We start from the raw sequence: 14,962 nt of genomic DNA, 5'->3' as shown, positions 1-14,962 counted from the left end.
CATATGCGGGGCAAGGTTCGTAACCTGCCCTCCTGTTTTGTAACTGCTACAGCTTTCGTCTGGCTTCGGCTGCTTCTGCCAAAGGCACGGGCTCCCTTCGTACGTCGGGCGATCACGATGGAACTGGCGCGATGCCGGCACCAGACACGCGAGAATGTCGTCAGCCGGCGTCTCCCACGGTGGTCGTCATGACGGAAAGACGTTTTGCCTCAGGCAGGCTGATCCAGAATCGACAACCCTCTCCCGCTTCGCTGGTCACCCAGATGCGACCTCCCATCAACGTCATCAAGTGCTTGCAGAGCGCCAGGCCAACTCCGGTGCCTTCGGCTTGATCCGTTCCAAGCCGCTCGAAAGGCGTGAACAGCCGCGCCTGCTGGGCGCGCGTCAATCCCGATCCGGTATCGGCGACGCAGATGACCCAGCAGCCGTCTTCGAGGTTGCAATCGATGCTCACCGTGCCTGCAGGACGGTTGTACTTCACGGCGTTGGACAGCAGGTTGAGCAATACCTGTTTGAGACGGATCTGATCGGCCACGACATAAACCTGCCCCGGCAAGATGGAGTGCCGGAACTCGATGCCCCTGACGTCCGCATCCGGGCGGGTCAGATTCAGGCATTCGTACAAGAGGTTGCCGACGTCCACATCAACCGGCTTCACTTCCAGATACCCCGCTTCGATGCGCGACAAGTCCAGTACCTCGTTGATCAGGTCCAGCAGATGCCGGCCCGCATGCACGATCTCCGCCACGTGCTCGCGCTGGAGGTCGTCGAGCGGGTGCTGCGCGTCGGTACGCAGCAGCTGGGAGAAACCGAGAATGGCATTCATCGGTGTGCGCAGCTCGTGACTCATGCGCGACAGAAATTGTGATTTCGCGCGACTTGCCTGTTCCGCGTCATCCTTGGCACGGAGCACGGCCTCCAGCGCCATTTTCCGCTCGGTGATGTCACGGCACACGCCCAACAGGTCGCCGCACGGAAGTCCAACGGCGTTGATATCGGTCGGTACGCTGCTGCCGTCCTTGCGTCTGAGATCGAAATCCGTGCGCAAATGTCCGCGTTCGCACAATTCATCGAACAGTCGTCGGGCGGTCGCGACATCCTGTACTTGCACGATGTCATCGACGCCCATCGCACACAGTTCCTCGACGCTGAATCCGAGCATTGCCGACGCCCGGCGATTGGCATAGATGAAGCGCCCCGCCGGGTTGGCGATGAGTACCGCATCGGCCGCGTGTTCGAGCACGGTGCGGAAGCGCTCCTCGCCTCTGCGCAATGCCTGCTCGGCTTGCGTGCGCTCGGTGATGTCCTGCATGACGGTACAGAAGCCGTGCGAGGTTCCGTCCGTTGCGCCACTGGGTATGTAGGCGACCGACATCCTTCGTTCGCCCAACCGCGGCAGGGTCATGTCGACTTCATAGCTGACCTGTTCGCCCGCCAGGGTCCGTGCGATCCACGGCGCTGCAACCAGGTAGGTTGGCTCGCCCAGCAGTTCGGCTACATGTTGCGCGAGCACGTCCTCCCGCTGCCGGCCAAACCAATCCTCGCACTTGGCATTGATCATCCGGAGTCGCAGCCCGTGATCCACATACGCGATGAGCGCAGGTGCTGCATCGGTCACCACGGTAAGCAGCCTTTCGGCACGACGATGCGTCGTGACGTCCCGCAGGACCGATATGCGCATGGCCCCGGTGTTGTCGCCTCTTGTCCTGCCACGTACCTCGACCGTGATGCGTGTGCCGTCGCCACACAGCATGTCGTGTTCGACATTGCTTTCGCGCCCCTGCCGGATGGCGAGCATGACCCGCTCTCGATGCTCGGGGACGACAAGTTCCTCGATGGATTGTCCTTTCAGGTCATCGACGGAGCGGCAAAGCATTCGTGCGAGCTGGGCGTTGCAATCGACTATCCGGCCACCTTCGCTCAGCACCACCGCTTCGAAACTTGCTTCCGAAAATGCAGCCAGCCTCGCTTCGCTCTGTCGCAGGGCCTGCTCGGCATGCATGCGCTCGGTGATGTCGTGAACCATTCCGACGGAACGGACAATGCGCCCCGACGCGTCACGGAAATGCTGGCATTTCTGGTGCACGAAGCGAATCTCTCCGCTGCATTTGCGCACGATGCGGTGTTCGATTTCATAGCTGGCCTGGTTATCGCCGAGTGAACTCGAATAGGCGCGGTCTACCGCGTCGCGATCGTCGGGATGCACGCATTGAAGGAACGCTTCGTAAGTGGCACCGAATTCAACGAGTGTGAGGCCGAATATCCGGAACACCTCGTCGGACCACTGCAGCCTGCCGTCGACCAGATCGAGCTCCCAGCTCCCGAGATGTGCAAGCTCTTCGGTCCGCATCAGCTGTGCGCGGCTTTCGAGCAGGGTCTGTTCGGCCTTCTTTCGCTCGGTGACATCCATATTGAAGCCGGACAGCAAAGTGGCTCTCCCTGACGCGTCGAATTGCGCGGCACCGACGCCATACATCCATCGGGTCTCGCCGTCATCGCGGCAGACGCGGAATTCGACTTCGAACGGATCGCCATGCACAAAATGCCGTTTCAAGGCCTCGTCGACCCGGGGCAGGTCGTCCGGATGCACGCGTGAGCGCCAGTGCTTCGCACTGCGCATACCTCCCGGCGCAATGCCGTAGAGCCTCTCGTATTCCGGCGACCAGTAAAGCTGGTCCTTGCGCAAGTCCCATTCCCACAGGCCGACGTGAGCCCCTTCCTGCGCAATGCGCAAGCGTCGCTCGCTCGTCCGCAATGCTTCGTCGGCCAGCTTCTTTTCCGTGACGTCCTCGGTAAGGATGGCAATTCCGCCGACCGTCCCTTCCGACAAATACCACGGACATACTTCCCAGCGCAGCCACTGCACGCTGCCGTCGGCGCGCTCGAATCGATCATCGTCGATCCGCACCACCTGACCGGCCAGCCCGCTGCGATGCGCGGACTTCCACCGGTCGGGGATATCGGGAAACACTTCGTAGTGACTCAGCCCCACAAGCTCGCGATCGACGAGTCCGTAGTCCTGCTTCCATCGATCGCTGACAGCCAGATAACGCATGTCCCGGTCGAACATCGCCAACGCTGCAGGCGCATGCTCGATGAAGATGCGCATCCGTTCCCTGCTCTCGTTGAGCGCCGCTTCGGCTGCTTTCTTTTCATCAATGTTTTCGACGATCACGATGAAGTAGTCGGGCCGGCCATCCGGACTCAGGCACATGACGAGCGTCAGCCTGATCCAGACGGTGCTTCCGTCCCTGCGCACATGGTGCTTTTCCATGGAGCACCGGTCGGCCTCATGAGCAAGCATCCGGCGCATGTCCACCACGTCGACTGCAGGGTTATCCGGGTGGATCAAGGCTCCGAAATTGCGCACCAGAAGGTCTTCCCGGCTATAGCCGACGATGTCGCACAACCTCTGATTGACGCAAATCCAGCGACCATCCGGGGCCACGCGGGCGATGCCGACCGTCACTGATTCGCAGGTTGTCGATAGACGCAGCTCGGCTTGGCTCAGCGCCTGTTTCAGGCGCTCGTGAACCGTGCCGAAAAGGTAGCCCATGAGCAGGAAGAGTCCGAAGGCGTAGAGTCTGATCGGGCTTTCGATCGCCCAGCTCAGCTGCGGCGGGATGAAGAAGAACCAGACCAGCAAGATGCTCAATGCAGCGCCGATCAGGCCGCCGCGTACCCCGTCAAGCCGCGCGCTGAAGAAAACGGCCGGAAAGAAAAGAAACCATACGAAGGGCGCGAGCCATGGCCAAAGCAGCCATTGCAGCCCGCATGCGAGCGCCGGCAGCAGCAGCGCGATAACAGACTGTGGCGTCATTCCGGGGTACGCGGGAAAGCAGGGCAAGGGAATTTGATCGGCTCAAGCAAAGCTAGAGCAGGGCGTGATGGCGTCCGGTTCGGGGTCTCAGGAAGCGAGCCCGACCCGTGCGTTGCCAGCCGACCTGAAGCGAACGTTTCCATCCCTATGAACCGGCTGGGGTGCTAGGACACAGAAACCTGCGGTTCCGCGAAGCGGTTCCTGATTTCCAGTACGGAAGGAAGGTTTTCCATGAACAGATCGACCAGTTGCGGATCGAAATGCTGCCCGCGCTGGCTTCGCACGAAATCGAGCGCATCTTCGATCTGCCACGCGCGCTTGTATGGGCGCTCCGACGTCAGCGCGTCGAATACGTCGGCCACCGCGACGATGCGGCCCTCGAGCGGGATGCTCTCGCCTTGCAAGCCGCACGGATAGCCGCTGCCATCCCACTTTTCGTGATGGGTGAAGGCGATTTCGCGGGCCATGTTCAGGATGTCCGAATCATCGCCGGAAAGAATGTCCGCGCCTATGGTCGTGTGCGACTTCATTGTTTCCCATTCATGCGGTTCGAAACCACCGGGCTTCAACAGGATGTGATCCGGTATTCCGATCTTTCCGATGTCGTGCATCGGACTTGCGTTGAGGAGCAACTCACAGGATTCCAGCCCCATTCCAACCGCCTCGCCCAGCAGCGCCGAAATCTTGCTCATGCGGACAATGTGCAATCCGGTCTCGTTATCCCGATACTCCGCCGCCCGGCCCAGACGACGCACGATCTGCAGCCTCGTGTCGTACAGCTCACGCGTTCTTTCGCACACGCGCTGTTCCAGCTGAAGATTGCGCCCGCGAATAAGCTTCCGGTTGAGCTGGGCCTGCAGAAGGTTGCGTACCCGTGCCGACAGTTCCTCGATGGAGAAGGGTTTGGTGATGTAGTCCTGCGCTCCGTTACGCAGTGCGCGGATACGGTCTTCCTGCGCGTGCTGGGCGGTCAGGATAAGGACGGGCGGCATGTTGTCCCGGTCCAGCGTCTGCAGCTTGCTCATGATCTCGAAACCATTCATTCCCGGCATGTTGAGATCTAGTACAACAAGGTCATACCGGTGTCTTTCGAAATGCGGCAGCACCGCGTGGGGGTCAGAAAGTGATGTAAGTCGGGTATAGCCCGCAGCCTTCAGTGAGCGTTGCAGCAGTTTCAGATTAACGATTTCGTCGTCTACAAGGAGGATGTCTGCCATCCGGACATCGAGTTCCTCAAGACCAACCCCGTCATCCAGTCGGCGCCCCCGATCCCGCAATTCATTTGCCCTTGTTGCATTCATCAGCGTGCCATTCCCTTGCTGATTGAGCGCTCCGTTCAGGAGTGCTTCGTTGCCCAACCCCCGCACAATCGCAGTAACAGGCTGGTGAGAACCTCTTCCTTTGTCTCCAATCTCGGGTGTCGAGGCAGGATTCCTTCTCGAATCGCAGTTCAACTTTTCCGATTTTCCTTGCATAGACAGCTGTCTCATCCCAAAGCGCCGTCATCGCCCACGCCCGTGAGGATCGTGTCCAGCGCATCCCGGTTGCTGCAGTCTGCCGCCGGGCGCAACAGTACGCCGACACGCGGCTTGTGGCGGTTCGCCAGCGGCCCGTCGGACACCACAACAGAAGGAGTGATGCAACGACTTTCAAGTGATGAACTGCGAGACCGACTTCCGCATCCGCTCCATCGTGTCGCCGAGCCGGGCTACCGTCGCGTTGCTTTGCCCCACCGCGGCCATGTTCTGCTCAGTCATGACCGACACCTGTTCGACGTTCTGCGCCATTTGCGTCATCGCCTGCTGCTGTTCCTGCGTGGAGCAGGAGATGTCATTGACCATGTGAGAGGTGTTCTCCATCTGTTCTGAAATTTCGCCCAGAGCCGAACGCACGTCTCGTACCAGCGCCACGCTGGCATCGACTTGCATAGCGCCCGAACGCATGCTGTCGACAGCTTTGCCGGTTTCGCTCTGAATCGATTGTGTCATGGTGGCGATTTCCTGAGTTGCCTGTGCGGTACGTTCGGCGAGCTTGCGTACCTCGTCCGCGACCACGGCAAATCCACGCCCCTGTTCCCCGGCGCGAGCAGCTTCGATGGCGGCATTCAGCGCCAGTAGATTGGTCTGATCGGCGATGTCCTTGATCACCAGGGTGATCCGCGAAATATCCTCCGCCCGACTACCCAGCGTTTCGACCTGTTGCGCCGCCGCCTTGACGGACTCCGAGAGCGTGCTGATCGTCTGACTCGTCTGTTCGGACAGTTCTGCTCCCTTGGCTGACAAACGCGTTGCAAGCGACGCGGCGTCCCGGGTTGCGGCGGCGTGATTGGCGACTTCACCGATGGATACGGTGATTTGCTCGATCCCGGACGCGGCAGCGGCGGACGCGTCGCTTTGCACTCTGGCCGAGTTTTCGACGCTGGCGATGTCGCCGCTCACTTCAACAACGGATTCGCGCACCAGTTTCGCGCTGTCCTGCATGCCAAGCAACGTGGCCTGCACCCATGCTACGAGATCGTCTATGGTGCGGCCGACGTCGCCGATCCTGTCCTCTCGCTTCAGATCAAAACGCAACTTCAAATCGCCACTTTTCATGATCGCTTCGAGGTGATCGGCCATCGACGTCATGTCCCGATTCATGCGTGGTCCCGCAAACAGGGCGTAAAACAATCCCTGCGCAAACCCCAGGCACGCCAGCGATTCAACAACAATCGTTCTCGCAGGGAACTCGACCAGCATGCCGGCGACACTGGCAGCGCTCAAGAGCAGCAGCAGCACGCTCATGAGCAGGCTCTGGTTGCGAAAATCGAGATAGTGCGCCAGCGGAGATTTGTGCTTTGGGACGATGCGGCCGTGTTTGACACTGATCGAAGCATCGCCCTCGCGCAGGCGTCGGTAGGCACCGTCGGCCGCGGCTACTTCCTCCCGCGTCGGGCGCAAGCGGACCGATTGGTAACCGATCACCTGGCCATTCTCGCGAACCGGGGAACTGTTCGCAACGACCCAGTAATAGCCGCCGTCGCTGCGACGGTTCTTGACGATGGCGCGCCAAGGTCTTCCCGCCTTGAGGTCGCGCCACATGTCGGCAAAGGCCTCTGGCGGCATGTCGGGATGGCGCACCATGTTATGCGGTTGCCCCAGCATCGCGTCCCGAGTGAAGGCGCTGATGGACGCAAAAGCTTCGTTCGCCTCGACGAGGTTGCCGGCGAGATCGGTGCGCGAGTAAATGAACACACCTTCGGGAAGCAGGGTTTCGGCCGTCGTGACAGGTTGGTTGTTGCGCATGGGTTTCTCAGTGAGCAAAAAAGAGTTGCAATTGAATTGTCCGTAGAACCGAAACGGTCAAGAGGCCAGCCGGTCTCTTAGCCGTTCTTCGGTTTCCATCGCGGGCGCAAGGAAGCACGCCAGCCCTTGCAGATCAGCAGGCAACGAGGGCACGCCGAACAGATAGCCTTGCAGGCGGTTGCATCCCAGCTTGGCGAGTTGGGCGAATTGTTCGACTGTTTCAACGCCTTCGCCCACAACCTCCAGATTCAGGTTGCCAGCGAGCGAAATGATCGCGCGCACGATAGTCATTGCTTCGGGGTCGGCGGTCAGTTCACTTACGAAACTGCGATCGATTTTCACCGTGCGTACGCGGAGGCGCATCAGGTACGACAGCGAGGAGTAACCTGTACCAAAGTCATCTATTGCTATGGAGATTCCAATAGCATTAAGAGCGGCGAGCACAGCGCCGGTATGCTGAAGATCTTTCATCAGCGTGCTCTCGGTGATCTCGAGTTCCAGCAGGTGCGGATCGAAACTGGCCTCGATCAGGGCGGCGGAAATGTCGGCAACCAGTTCCGGATCGGTCATTTGCCTACCCGAAAGGTTGAAACAAAGCCCGATATCCGGGCGCACGCGCTGCACGTTCCGTACGTCGTGCAGCGCTTGACGCAGCGACCAGCGGCTCACCGGAACAATCAGTCCTGTTTCTTCCATGATGGGAATGAAGCGGTCGGGCGGTACCGAGCCCATTTTCGGACTGTTCCATCGCAACAGAGCTTCAACCGCCATCATCCGGCCCGAGTGCGCGTCGACGATGGGCTGATAGACGAGGAAAAGCTCTTGCCGAGCCAGCGCCCCATGCAGTTCGATCTCGAGCGCCAGATCGCTATGCGCATGGACGTCCATGTGTTGTTCATAGAAACAGGACGTATTGCGCCCTGCTGATTTCGCCTGGTACATCGACACATCGGCCCGACTGAGCAGTTCGTCTTTTGACGCTGCATCGTCGGGGTACAAAGCGATGCCCACGCTGGCGCTGACGAAAAATTCGCGTCCCTCAAGCCGGATGACCTGCCCCAGACCCTTCAATATATTCGCGACGACCTGGCTTACGTCCTCACGGCACTTGACCTCTTCGAGCAGGATCATGAATTCGTCGCCACCGAGCCGCGCCACCATGTCGGTCGCTCGGACGCTCGCACGAAGGCGCCGCGCGATCTCTATCAAGAGACCGTCGCCGACGTTGTGGCCCAGCGTGTCGTTAATCACCTTGAAACGGTCGAGATCGATGAACAACACGGCTAATTGTTGCCCTTGCCTCACGGCGCTGCTCATCACCTGTTCCAGCCGTTCCATGAACAGACGCCGATTCGGTAGTTTGGTCAGTGTGTCGGTGTTCGCGAGGTATTCGAGTTGATCCTGGACGCGTATGCGTTCGCTCACGTCCTTGGACGTCGCTACGTAGTGGCTGATCCTCTGCTGGCTGTCGAAGATGGGACTGATGGTCTTCTCTTCGAAATACAGCTCGCCGCTTTTGCGCCGATTAGTGAATACCGCGCGGAAAACCTCGCCCCGTTTGATCGTGCTCCACATACGCGCATAGAATTCGCTGCCGTGTTGACCTGACTTGAGCATGCGCGGCGTACAGCCCAAGACTTCTTTCGCGAGGTAGCCGGTTGTGCGTTCGAACGCCGGATTGACGTATTCGATGAAGCCACCGGCGCAAGTGATGAGCACCGAATCATGCGTCTGGTGGGCGGCCTGAGCGAGAATTTCAAGGTTGCGGGCGATGCTGGTCCCAATCGCTACTTCGCTCAGCCGGAGCAACCACTCTTCGGCGCCCGACACCTTGTGAAAACGTGTGCATTCAACGTTTACCGGTATTTCGGCAACACTTGCCCGCAGTCGCCAGACATAACTTTGAGGTGCGCGACGACAGTCCGCCATTACTTGCGACCAGCTCGTCGTGCCCTGGTCTGACAACGCCTCAAATATCGCAGTGACGAGGCGCCCCGTCAGGTCAGGAACACCATCCAACGACTGCGAGTGGCGCAATACGACGCCTTTGGTGGAGACCAGAAGAAAAGTGGCCGCTTTAGGCTGGGGGCGCACGGAACTGCCAACATGGATGGCTGTGTGACTTTCCGGTTCGTCATCAAATGCGCAGGGCGTTCGGTGCCCTCCGGACGCAAAGCGTGTGAAGTCGGTCATAGATCAATACCTTTCAACTGCGTGCGCGCCACGATTTGGCTGTGCAACATTTTTCGAGCTTGTATTGCGCTGCATCTCGGCCTCTTCTTGGTCCCTCCTCCTTCCAACGAAACGCTGGAGGACGCTGCTGATCCACTTTTTGCTGCGCCTGAAACCGCAGACTTGCAACCACTCATGGGTTGAGTTAACGCCGTTCCAGTAGGAGCGCGGTATCAGGAGATGCCGCGGGGAGTGCCGAGTAAATCCTCAGGTGAATAAGGATTTCCCTACCCGCATTGCAGCAAGGGCAGGTATTCAGGGGGCGCGTGCAGAGTGGGTGAACAATCCAGGTGAATCGCCCCGGTTTTTCTTGACACTCTGTAGCCTCAAAATCGAGGCACGACGGAGGTGGTTATGGAAGAGAAAATGGGTCGACGCTTCACTGAGGAATTCAAGGTCGAAGCGGTCAGGCAGGTCACCGAGCGTGATCATCCGGCTTCGGGGTTGCTGCGCGCCTAGGTGCCATCACGTTCAGCCTGTTCGGCTGGATCACGCACTATTCGTTGAGCCCGGCTCGGCGGGTATGACAGGATGGTCAGGTCGATGAGATTCAGCGCTTGAAGGCGGAGTTGCGCCGAGCAAGCGAGGAGCGCGAAATCCTGAAAAAGGGCAGCCGCGTACTTTGCCAAGCATTCCGGGTGAAGTACGCGCTCATCGAGCCTCACGCGATGGAATTTCGCCTACGGTGCATGCTTTCGGTGATACGTGTGCATCCAAGCGGCTACTGCGCCTGGCGTGCGTGTCCAGTCTGGCCGTGGTGTAACCTTGATCCAGGTCAGGTTTCGGTGAAGAGCCGTGCGGGTGCGATTGCGGATGCGAGTTCCTTCTCGACCGGCAGCGGGTCGCCGCACAGGTCTGCTGCCAGAACTTCAGCGCCCAACGCGGACCACACGAGTCCGCGCGAACCCAGACCGGTGAAGGCGTACAGGCCGGGCTGTCCGGGCAGTTCGCCGATCAGCGGCAGGCGGTCGGGGGTTGCGGTGCGGAAAGCGACCCGACCGGTGAGCTTGCGCAGGTCGGGCATCAGCACCGTGTCCGGCAGCAGCCGCTCGAGCCGGGCCAGATTTCCGGCATGGCTGTCGCTGCGCACGCTGCCGTCTTCGTCGCCGACGTCGAAGCTGGCGCCCAGATTCAGGTCGCCATCCGGCGTCGGGCACAGATAGCCGTCGCAGCACAGCGTGACATGCAGCTGCGGCAGCAGCGCGCGCGGCAGGCGGGTGACCTGGCCGCGGATGCGGATCAGCGGCAGCGCCAGCGGCGACAGCGCAGCCGCATCCGACGCATTGGCCAGCACCACCGCGTCGGCGCTCACCAGCGTGCGATCGCCGGCGCTCACCCGCCAGCTGGCGCCGTCTCGTGCAAGACCGATGGCCTCGCTCGAAAACAACCGGGTCACGGCGTTGCCGGCCCGTGCGAGATTGGCTTCGCACAGGCTGGGTGGATTGACCCAGGCGCCGCGCGGAAACCACCAGCCGCCGCGCGGAACCGTGTAGCCGACGCGTCGCGTCATCTCCCAGTCGGACAGGTGACGGACGAGCGCATCCGGCAGGGCGTGCGACGCCCACAGTGCGTGCTGCATCTGTTCCTGTTCGGCGTCCTGCGCGATCTGCATCACGCCGGTCGGGCCCCATTTCAGTGGGCGCCCCTCGCCGTCGAGTCGCCGCAGATGGCTGGAGGCATGCAGGAAGGCGGCACGCGAAAAGCGCGCAGCGATGCTGTCGTCACGCGCCACCATGGGCCGCAGCACGCCGGCCGGATTGCCCGACGCCTCCTGCGCCGGCGCCGCATGGCGCTCGATCAGCACCACTTCGATGCCGCGCGCTGCCAGCCGCTCGGCCAGCGCGCAGCCGGCCAGCCCGGCGCCGATCACCGCCACGCACCGGGGCGTGCCGGCTTGCGGTCGGTGGCGCAGCGCGGCCGCCTGCGCCTGCGGATGCAGCGCGCCGGTCAGCATGTCCCGCTTGGGCTTCAGTCCGAGCCGCTTTTCGGTGACGAAACTGTGGTCGGCCAGCGCCCGGCGCAGCGCCGCCGACACGGTCCAGGTCGCCAGCGTCACGTCGTCCGCGCTCAGCCGTTTCAGGTGCCGGCAGATGTGCCCGGACCACATGTCCGGGTTGCGTGCCGGTGAAAAACCGTCGAGATACAGTGCGTTGGCGCGCAGCGTAAGTTTCGGCAGCAGCGCGTCGGCGTCGCCGAAGGCCAGCGTCAGCACGACGCGTCCGCCGTCGAATTCGATGCGATGCACGCCGGCCACCGGCAGCGGCCAGCGTTCGACCAGCCGCTGCGCCATGTCGCCCATGTCCTGCGGCAGCGCGCGCTGGTAGTAGGTCGCGAGGTCGTACTGGACGACCGGATGCTTTTCGACCGATACGAAGTGCAGCCGGTCGCAGCGCGCCGGGTCGTCGCGCCATGCGCGCCAGGTGGCGAGAAAGTTCAGGCCGAGGCCGAATCCGGTCTCCAGCACGACGAAGCGTTCGCGTCCGGCCCAGCGCCCGGGCAGGCCGTTGCCGCCCAGAAATACGAACTGCGCCTGCGCCAGCGGCCCTTCGCAGGAGTGATAGCGGTCATCGAACAGCGACGAGCGCGGCGTGCCTTCATCGTCGAAGGTCAGCGTGGTGGGCTGCAGGGCTTGAAGCGGGCGGGACATTCAGGACCTTTTGCCGGATGCGGGTGCGGTACATGTGATGAATGCAGACGCGCAGGAGTTCCGGTGGCGGCTGATGAGCGCGGCCCGGTGTGAATGGCGGCGTGAGTTATCGCCGCTCCCACAGCCACAGCCACGCAGCCACAGCCCCAGCTCCCGAGGCAGATACGGCTACTCGCGGCGCATCTGCGGGAACAGGATGACGTCGCGGATATTGGACGAATCGGTCAGCAGCATGACCAGCCGGTCGATGCCGATGCCACAGCCGCCAGTCGGCGGCAGGCCGTGTTCGAGTGCGCGGATGTAGTCGGCGTCGAAAAACATGGCTTCCTCGTCACCGGCGTCCTTGGCTTTTGCCTGGTCGAGAAAGCGCGCCGCCTGGTCTTCCGGATCGTTCAGCTCGGAAAAACCGTTGGCGATTTCGCGCCCGACGATGAACAGTTCGAAGCGCTCGGTGATGTCCGGCTGGGTATCCGAGCGGCGTGCCAGCGGGCTCACTTCCGCCGGGTAGTCGATGATGTAGGTCGGCTCCCACAGCTGCGCCTCGGCGCAGGCCTCGAACAGCTGCAGCTGCAGCGAACCGAGGCCGCCCGGCTTGACCGTTTCGCCGTGCGTGTTGATCGCCTTCTTCACGAAGGCTTCGTCGGCCAGATCGGCATCCGAATACTGCGGGTTGTACTTCTGGATCGCCTGCACGATGGTCAGCCGGTGGAAAGGCTGGCCGAGATCGAGTTCGCGGCCCTGGTACATGAACTTCGTCGTGCCCAGCGCCTGCTCGGCACAGTGGCGCAGCAGGTATTCGGTGAAATCCATTAGCTGCCGGTAATCGGCATAGGCCTGATAGAACTCCATCATCGTGAATTCGGGGTTGTGGCGCGGGCTGATGCCTTCGTTGCGGAAGTTGCGGTTCACCTCGAACACCTTTTCGAAGCCACCGACGACAAGGCGCTTCAGGTACAGCTCGGGCGCAATGCGCAGGAACAACTCCATGTCGAGCGCGTTGTGGTGGGTCTTGAACGGCTTGGCCGCCGCGCCGCCGGGGATGGGGTGCATCATCGGCGTTTCGACTTCGAGAAAGCCCTGACGCGTCATTTCGGCGCGCAGCGAACTCATCAGGCGGCTGCGCGCGATGAAGGTGTTGCGCGAAGCGTCGTTGGTGATCAGATCGAGGTAACGGAAGCGGTACTTGGTTTCCTGGTCGGCCAGGCCGTGGAATTTCTCCGGCAGCGGGCGCAGCGCCTTCGACAGCAGGCGCACGCTGTCGCACTTGATCGTCAGCTCACCCGTGCGGGTGCGGAACAGCACGCCGGAACAGCCGACGATGTCGCCCAGGTCCCAGTGCTTGAACGCGCCGTGCGCCTCTTCGCCCACGCCGTCGTTCGTGATGTAGAGCTGGATGCGGCCCGACATGTCCTGCAGCGTCGCAAAGCTGGCCTTGCCCATGACACGCTTGAGCATCATGCGGCCGGCCAGTTGCACGGGTTCGGGTGTCGCCTCAAGGGCTTCGCCGCTGGTCGAGGCGTGCTGCGCGGTCAGCTCGCCGGCGTAGTGCGTGCGGCTGAAATCGTTTGGATAGGCCGCGCCGCCTTCGCGCCACTGGCGCAGTTTTTCGCGCCGCTCCGCGATGATGTGGTTTTCGTCGTCGGGCGGCAGTGCGGCTGAATCGGTCATGGCGGGCTCGGATGGATGAAGCCTGCACGCAATTCGCGCGCAAGCCAAAACCGCGGATTTTCGCCGATTGCGGGCAGGCGGCACAAGTGCGGTCTTCTCCTGATGGCAGAGGGGGGGGGGGCGCGGGCGGTCTCTGGTGGACGCAGAGCGTGCAGTCGGGACATGCGGGAGCAACGGCAATCCACTACTGGCCCTGCAAAGCCCTCGTCGCGATCGCGAGGCTCTTTTGTGGGAGCGGCGGCCTCGCCGCGATCGATCCGCGATGGTCGATGATCAGCGTGCGTATCGCGGCGAGGCCGCCGCTCCCACAGCCGGAACTCCCACAGCCGGAACTCCCACAGCCGGAACTCCCACAGCCGGAACTCCCACAGCCGGAACTCCCGCCGCGGCACTCAGGCCGACGTGAGCTTCAGCCCGAGGATGCCGGCGACGATCAGTGCAACGCAGGCCAGACGCGCCGTATTGGCCGGATCGCCGAACAGCACGATGCCCAGGATGACGGTGCCGACTGCGCCGATGCCGGTCCACACCGCGTAGGCGGTGCCGACCGGCAGCGTGCGCATGGCCAGTCCGAGCAGCACCACGCTGATCAGCATGGCTGCCGCCGTGCCGACCGACGGCCACAGCTTGCTGAAACCGTCGGTGTATTTCAAACCGATCGCCCAGGCGACCTCGAACAGACCTGCGATGAACAGGATGACCCACGCCATGATGAATGCTCCGGACATCCGGGGCCGTCCCCGGAAGAATGAAGGCGACCGGGTCGTCCCGGTGCCGAGTTGCATGGAGTGAATAATGGTTTCATTCAATGCGCGGGTCAAGCCTGATGGTGCCGCGCCCTGGTGCCTATATCTATATATACGCGGCACGGCGTGCCGGACTCAGCGTCTGTCCAGCCAGGCCGGCGCACCTGATTTGAACTGCCCTTCGAGCCGGGTCGGCGACACCCGGGTCAGTTGCAGCCGCAGGTCCTTGCACAGCGGCAAGGCCTGGCTCGCCTTGACCCACAGCGACAACTCACCCTCCGCGTCGTTCTCGATCAGTACCGCAAAGGCGCGGTTGAAGCACGGATTCTGTCGGCCAGCGCTGCCCTTGGGCTTGCCGGTCCAGGTTGCGCCGTCTTCGGTCACGACAAGTTCCGCTTCGCGGTCGATCCCTTCGTCGGTCTTGTAGTCGCCTGTCCAGCGACCGTTCAGCGACGCGTCACGAGCGCTCGCGGGCGAACAGAGCAGGGCGCCCAGCGTGGCGGCGAGCAGAAGGCGGGTCATCGTCAGGGTCCGGTTCGGAAGGGGGTGGGCGGCCATGTCACAG

The 14,962-nt window shown here is 61.9% G+C and carries 9 protein-coding genes; all 9 read right to left on the bottom strand.

The features are described 5' to 3' along the window. Positions 1-160: 160 nt before the first annotated feature. Positions 161-3,820 (bottom strand): PAS domain S-box protein, encoded by a 3,660-nt coding sequence (locus NMQ14_RS11265; protein ID WP_257096179.1) that lies wholly within the window; start codon positions 3,818-3,820, stop codon positions 161-163. Between the two features lie 164 nt (positions 3,821-3,984). Next, positions 3,985-5,178 (bottom strand): HD domain-containing phosphohydrolase, encoded by a 1,194-nt coding sequence (locus tag NMQ14_RS11260; RefSeq protein ID WP_257096177.1) that lies wholly within the window; start codon positions 5,176-5,178, stop codon positions 3,985-3,987. A 128-nt stretch (positions 5,179-5,306) separates the two neighbouring features. Further along, entirely contained in the window at positions 5,307-5,441 is a 135-nt protein-coding gene (locus NMQ14_RS11255; RefSeq protein ID WP_257096174.1) for a chemotaxis protein CheB, read from the bottom strand. Positions 5,442-5,469: 28 nt separating this feature from the next. Further along, entirely contained in the window at positions 5,470-7,104 is a 1,635-nt protein-coding gene (locus NMQ14_RS11250; protein ID WP_257096173.1) for a methyl-accepting chemotaxis protein, read from the bottom strand. Between the two features lie 57 nt (positions 7,105-7,161). After that, positions 7,162-9,297, bottom strand: coding sequence for a bifunctional diguanylate cyclase/phosphodiesterase (locus tag NMQ14_RS11245; RefSeq protein WP_257096170.1), 2,136 nt, complete (start codon positions 9,295-9,297; stop codon positions 7,162-7,164). A gap of 814 nt (positions 9,298-10,111) precedes the next feature. Beyond that, positions 10,112-11,983, bottom strand: a complete 1,872-nt coding sequence (mnmC, locus tag NMQ14_RS11240) for a bifunctional tRNA (5-methylaminomethyl-2-thiouridine)(34)-methyltransferase MnmD/FAD-dependent 5-carboxymethylaminomethyl-2-thiouridine(34) oxidoreductase MnmC (RefSeq protein ID WP_257096168.1) — start codon at positions 11,981-11,983, stop codon at positions 10,112-10,114. A 168-nt stretch (positions 11,984-12,151) separates the two neighbouring features. Beyond that, positions 12,152-13,651, bottom strand: a complete 1,500-nt coding sequence (lysS, locus tag NMQ14_RS11235) for a lysine--tRNA ligase (protein WP_257096166.1) — start codon at positions 13,649-13,651, stop codon at positions 12,152-12,154. A 392-nt stretch (positions 13,652-14,043) separates the two neighbouring features. Continuing rightward, the gene (gene sugE / locus NMQ14_RS11230) at positions 14,044-14,361 is read right to left on the bottom strand and encodes a quaternary ammonium compound efflux SMR transporter SugE (RefSeq protein ID WP_257096164.1); all 318 of its coding nucleotides are present in this window, start codon (positions 14,359-14,361) and stop codon (positions 14,044-14,046) included. A gap of 171 nt (positions 14,362-14,532) precedes the next feature. Further along, positions 14,533-14,919: a hypothetical protein gene (locus NMQ14_RS11225; RefSeq protein ID WP_257096161.1), complete on the bottom strand. Its 387-nt coding sequence runs from the start codon at positions 14,917-14,919 to the stop codon at positions 14,533-14,535. Positions 14,920-14,962 lie beyond the last annotated feature (43 nt).

This window comes from Methyloversatilis sp. XJ19-13 (genome assembly GCF_024580155.1).
Taxonomy (GTDB): domain Bacteria; phylum Pseudomonadota; class Gammaproteobacteria; order Burkholderiales; family Rhodocyclaceae; genus Methyloversatilis.
Note: the sequence above shows the minus strand (reverse complement) of the source record. Positions and strands in the feature narration are given on the sequence as shown.

Coding starts and splice junctions, on each gene's coding strand:
- NMQ14_RS11225 (WP_257096161.1), bottom strand. CDS start 14,919: ATGACCCGCCTTCTGCTCGCCGCCACGCTGGGCGCCCTGCTCTGTTCG.
- NMQ14_RS11265 (WP_257096179.1), bottom strand. CDS start 3,820: ATGACGCCACAGTCTGTTATCGCGCTGCTGCTGCCGGCGCTCGCATGC.
- mnmC (WP_257096168.1), bottom strand. CDS start 11,983: ATGTCCCGCCCGCTTCAAGCCCTGCAGCCCACCACGCTGACCTTCGAC.
- lysS (WP_257096166.1), bottom strand. CDS start 13,651: ATGACCGATTCAGCCGCACTGCCGCCCGACGACGAAAACCACATCATC.
- sugE (WP_257096164.1), bottom strand. CDS start 14,361: ATGGCGTGGGTCATCCTGTTCATCGCAGGTCTGTTCGAGGTCGCCTGG.
- NMQ14_RS11250 (WP_257096173.1), bottom strand. CDS start 7,104: ATGCGCAACAACCAACCTGTCACGACGGCCGAAACCCTGCTTCCCGAA.
- NMQ14_RS11245 (WP_257096170.1), bottom strand. CDS start 9,297: ATGACCGACTTCACACGCTTTGCGTCCGGAGGGCACCGAACGCCCTGC.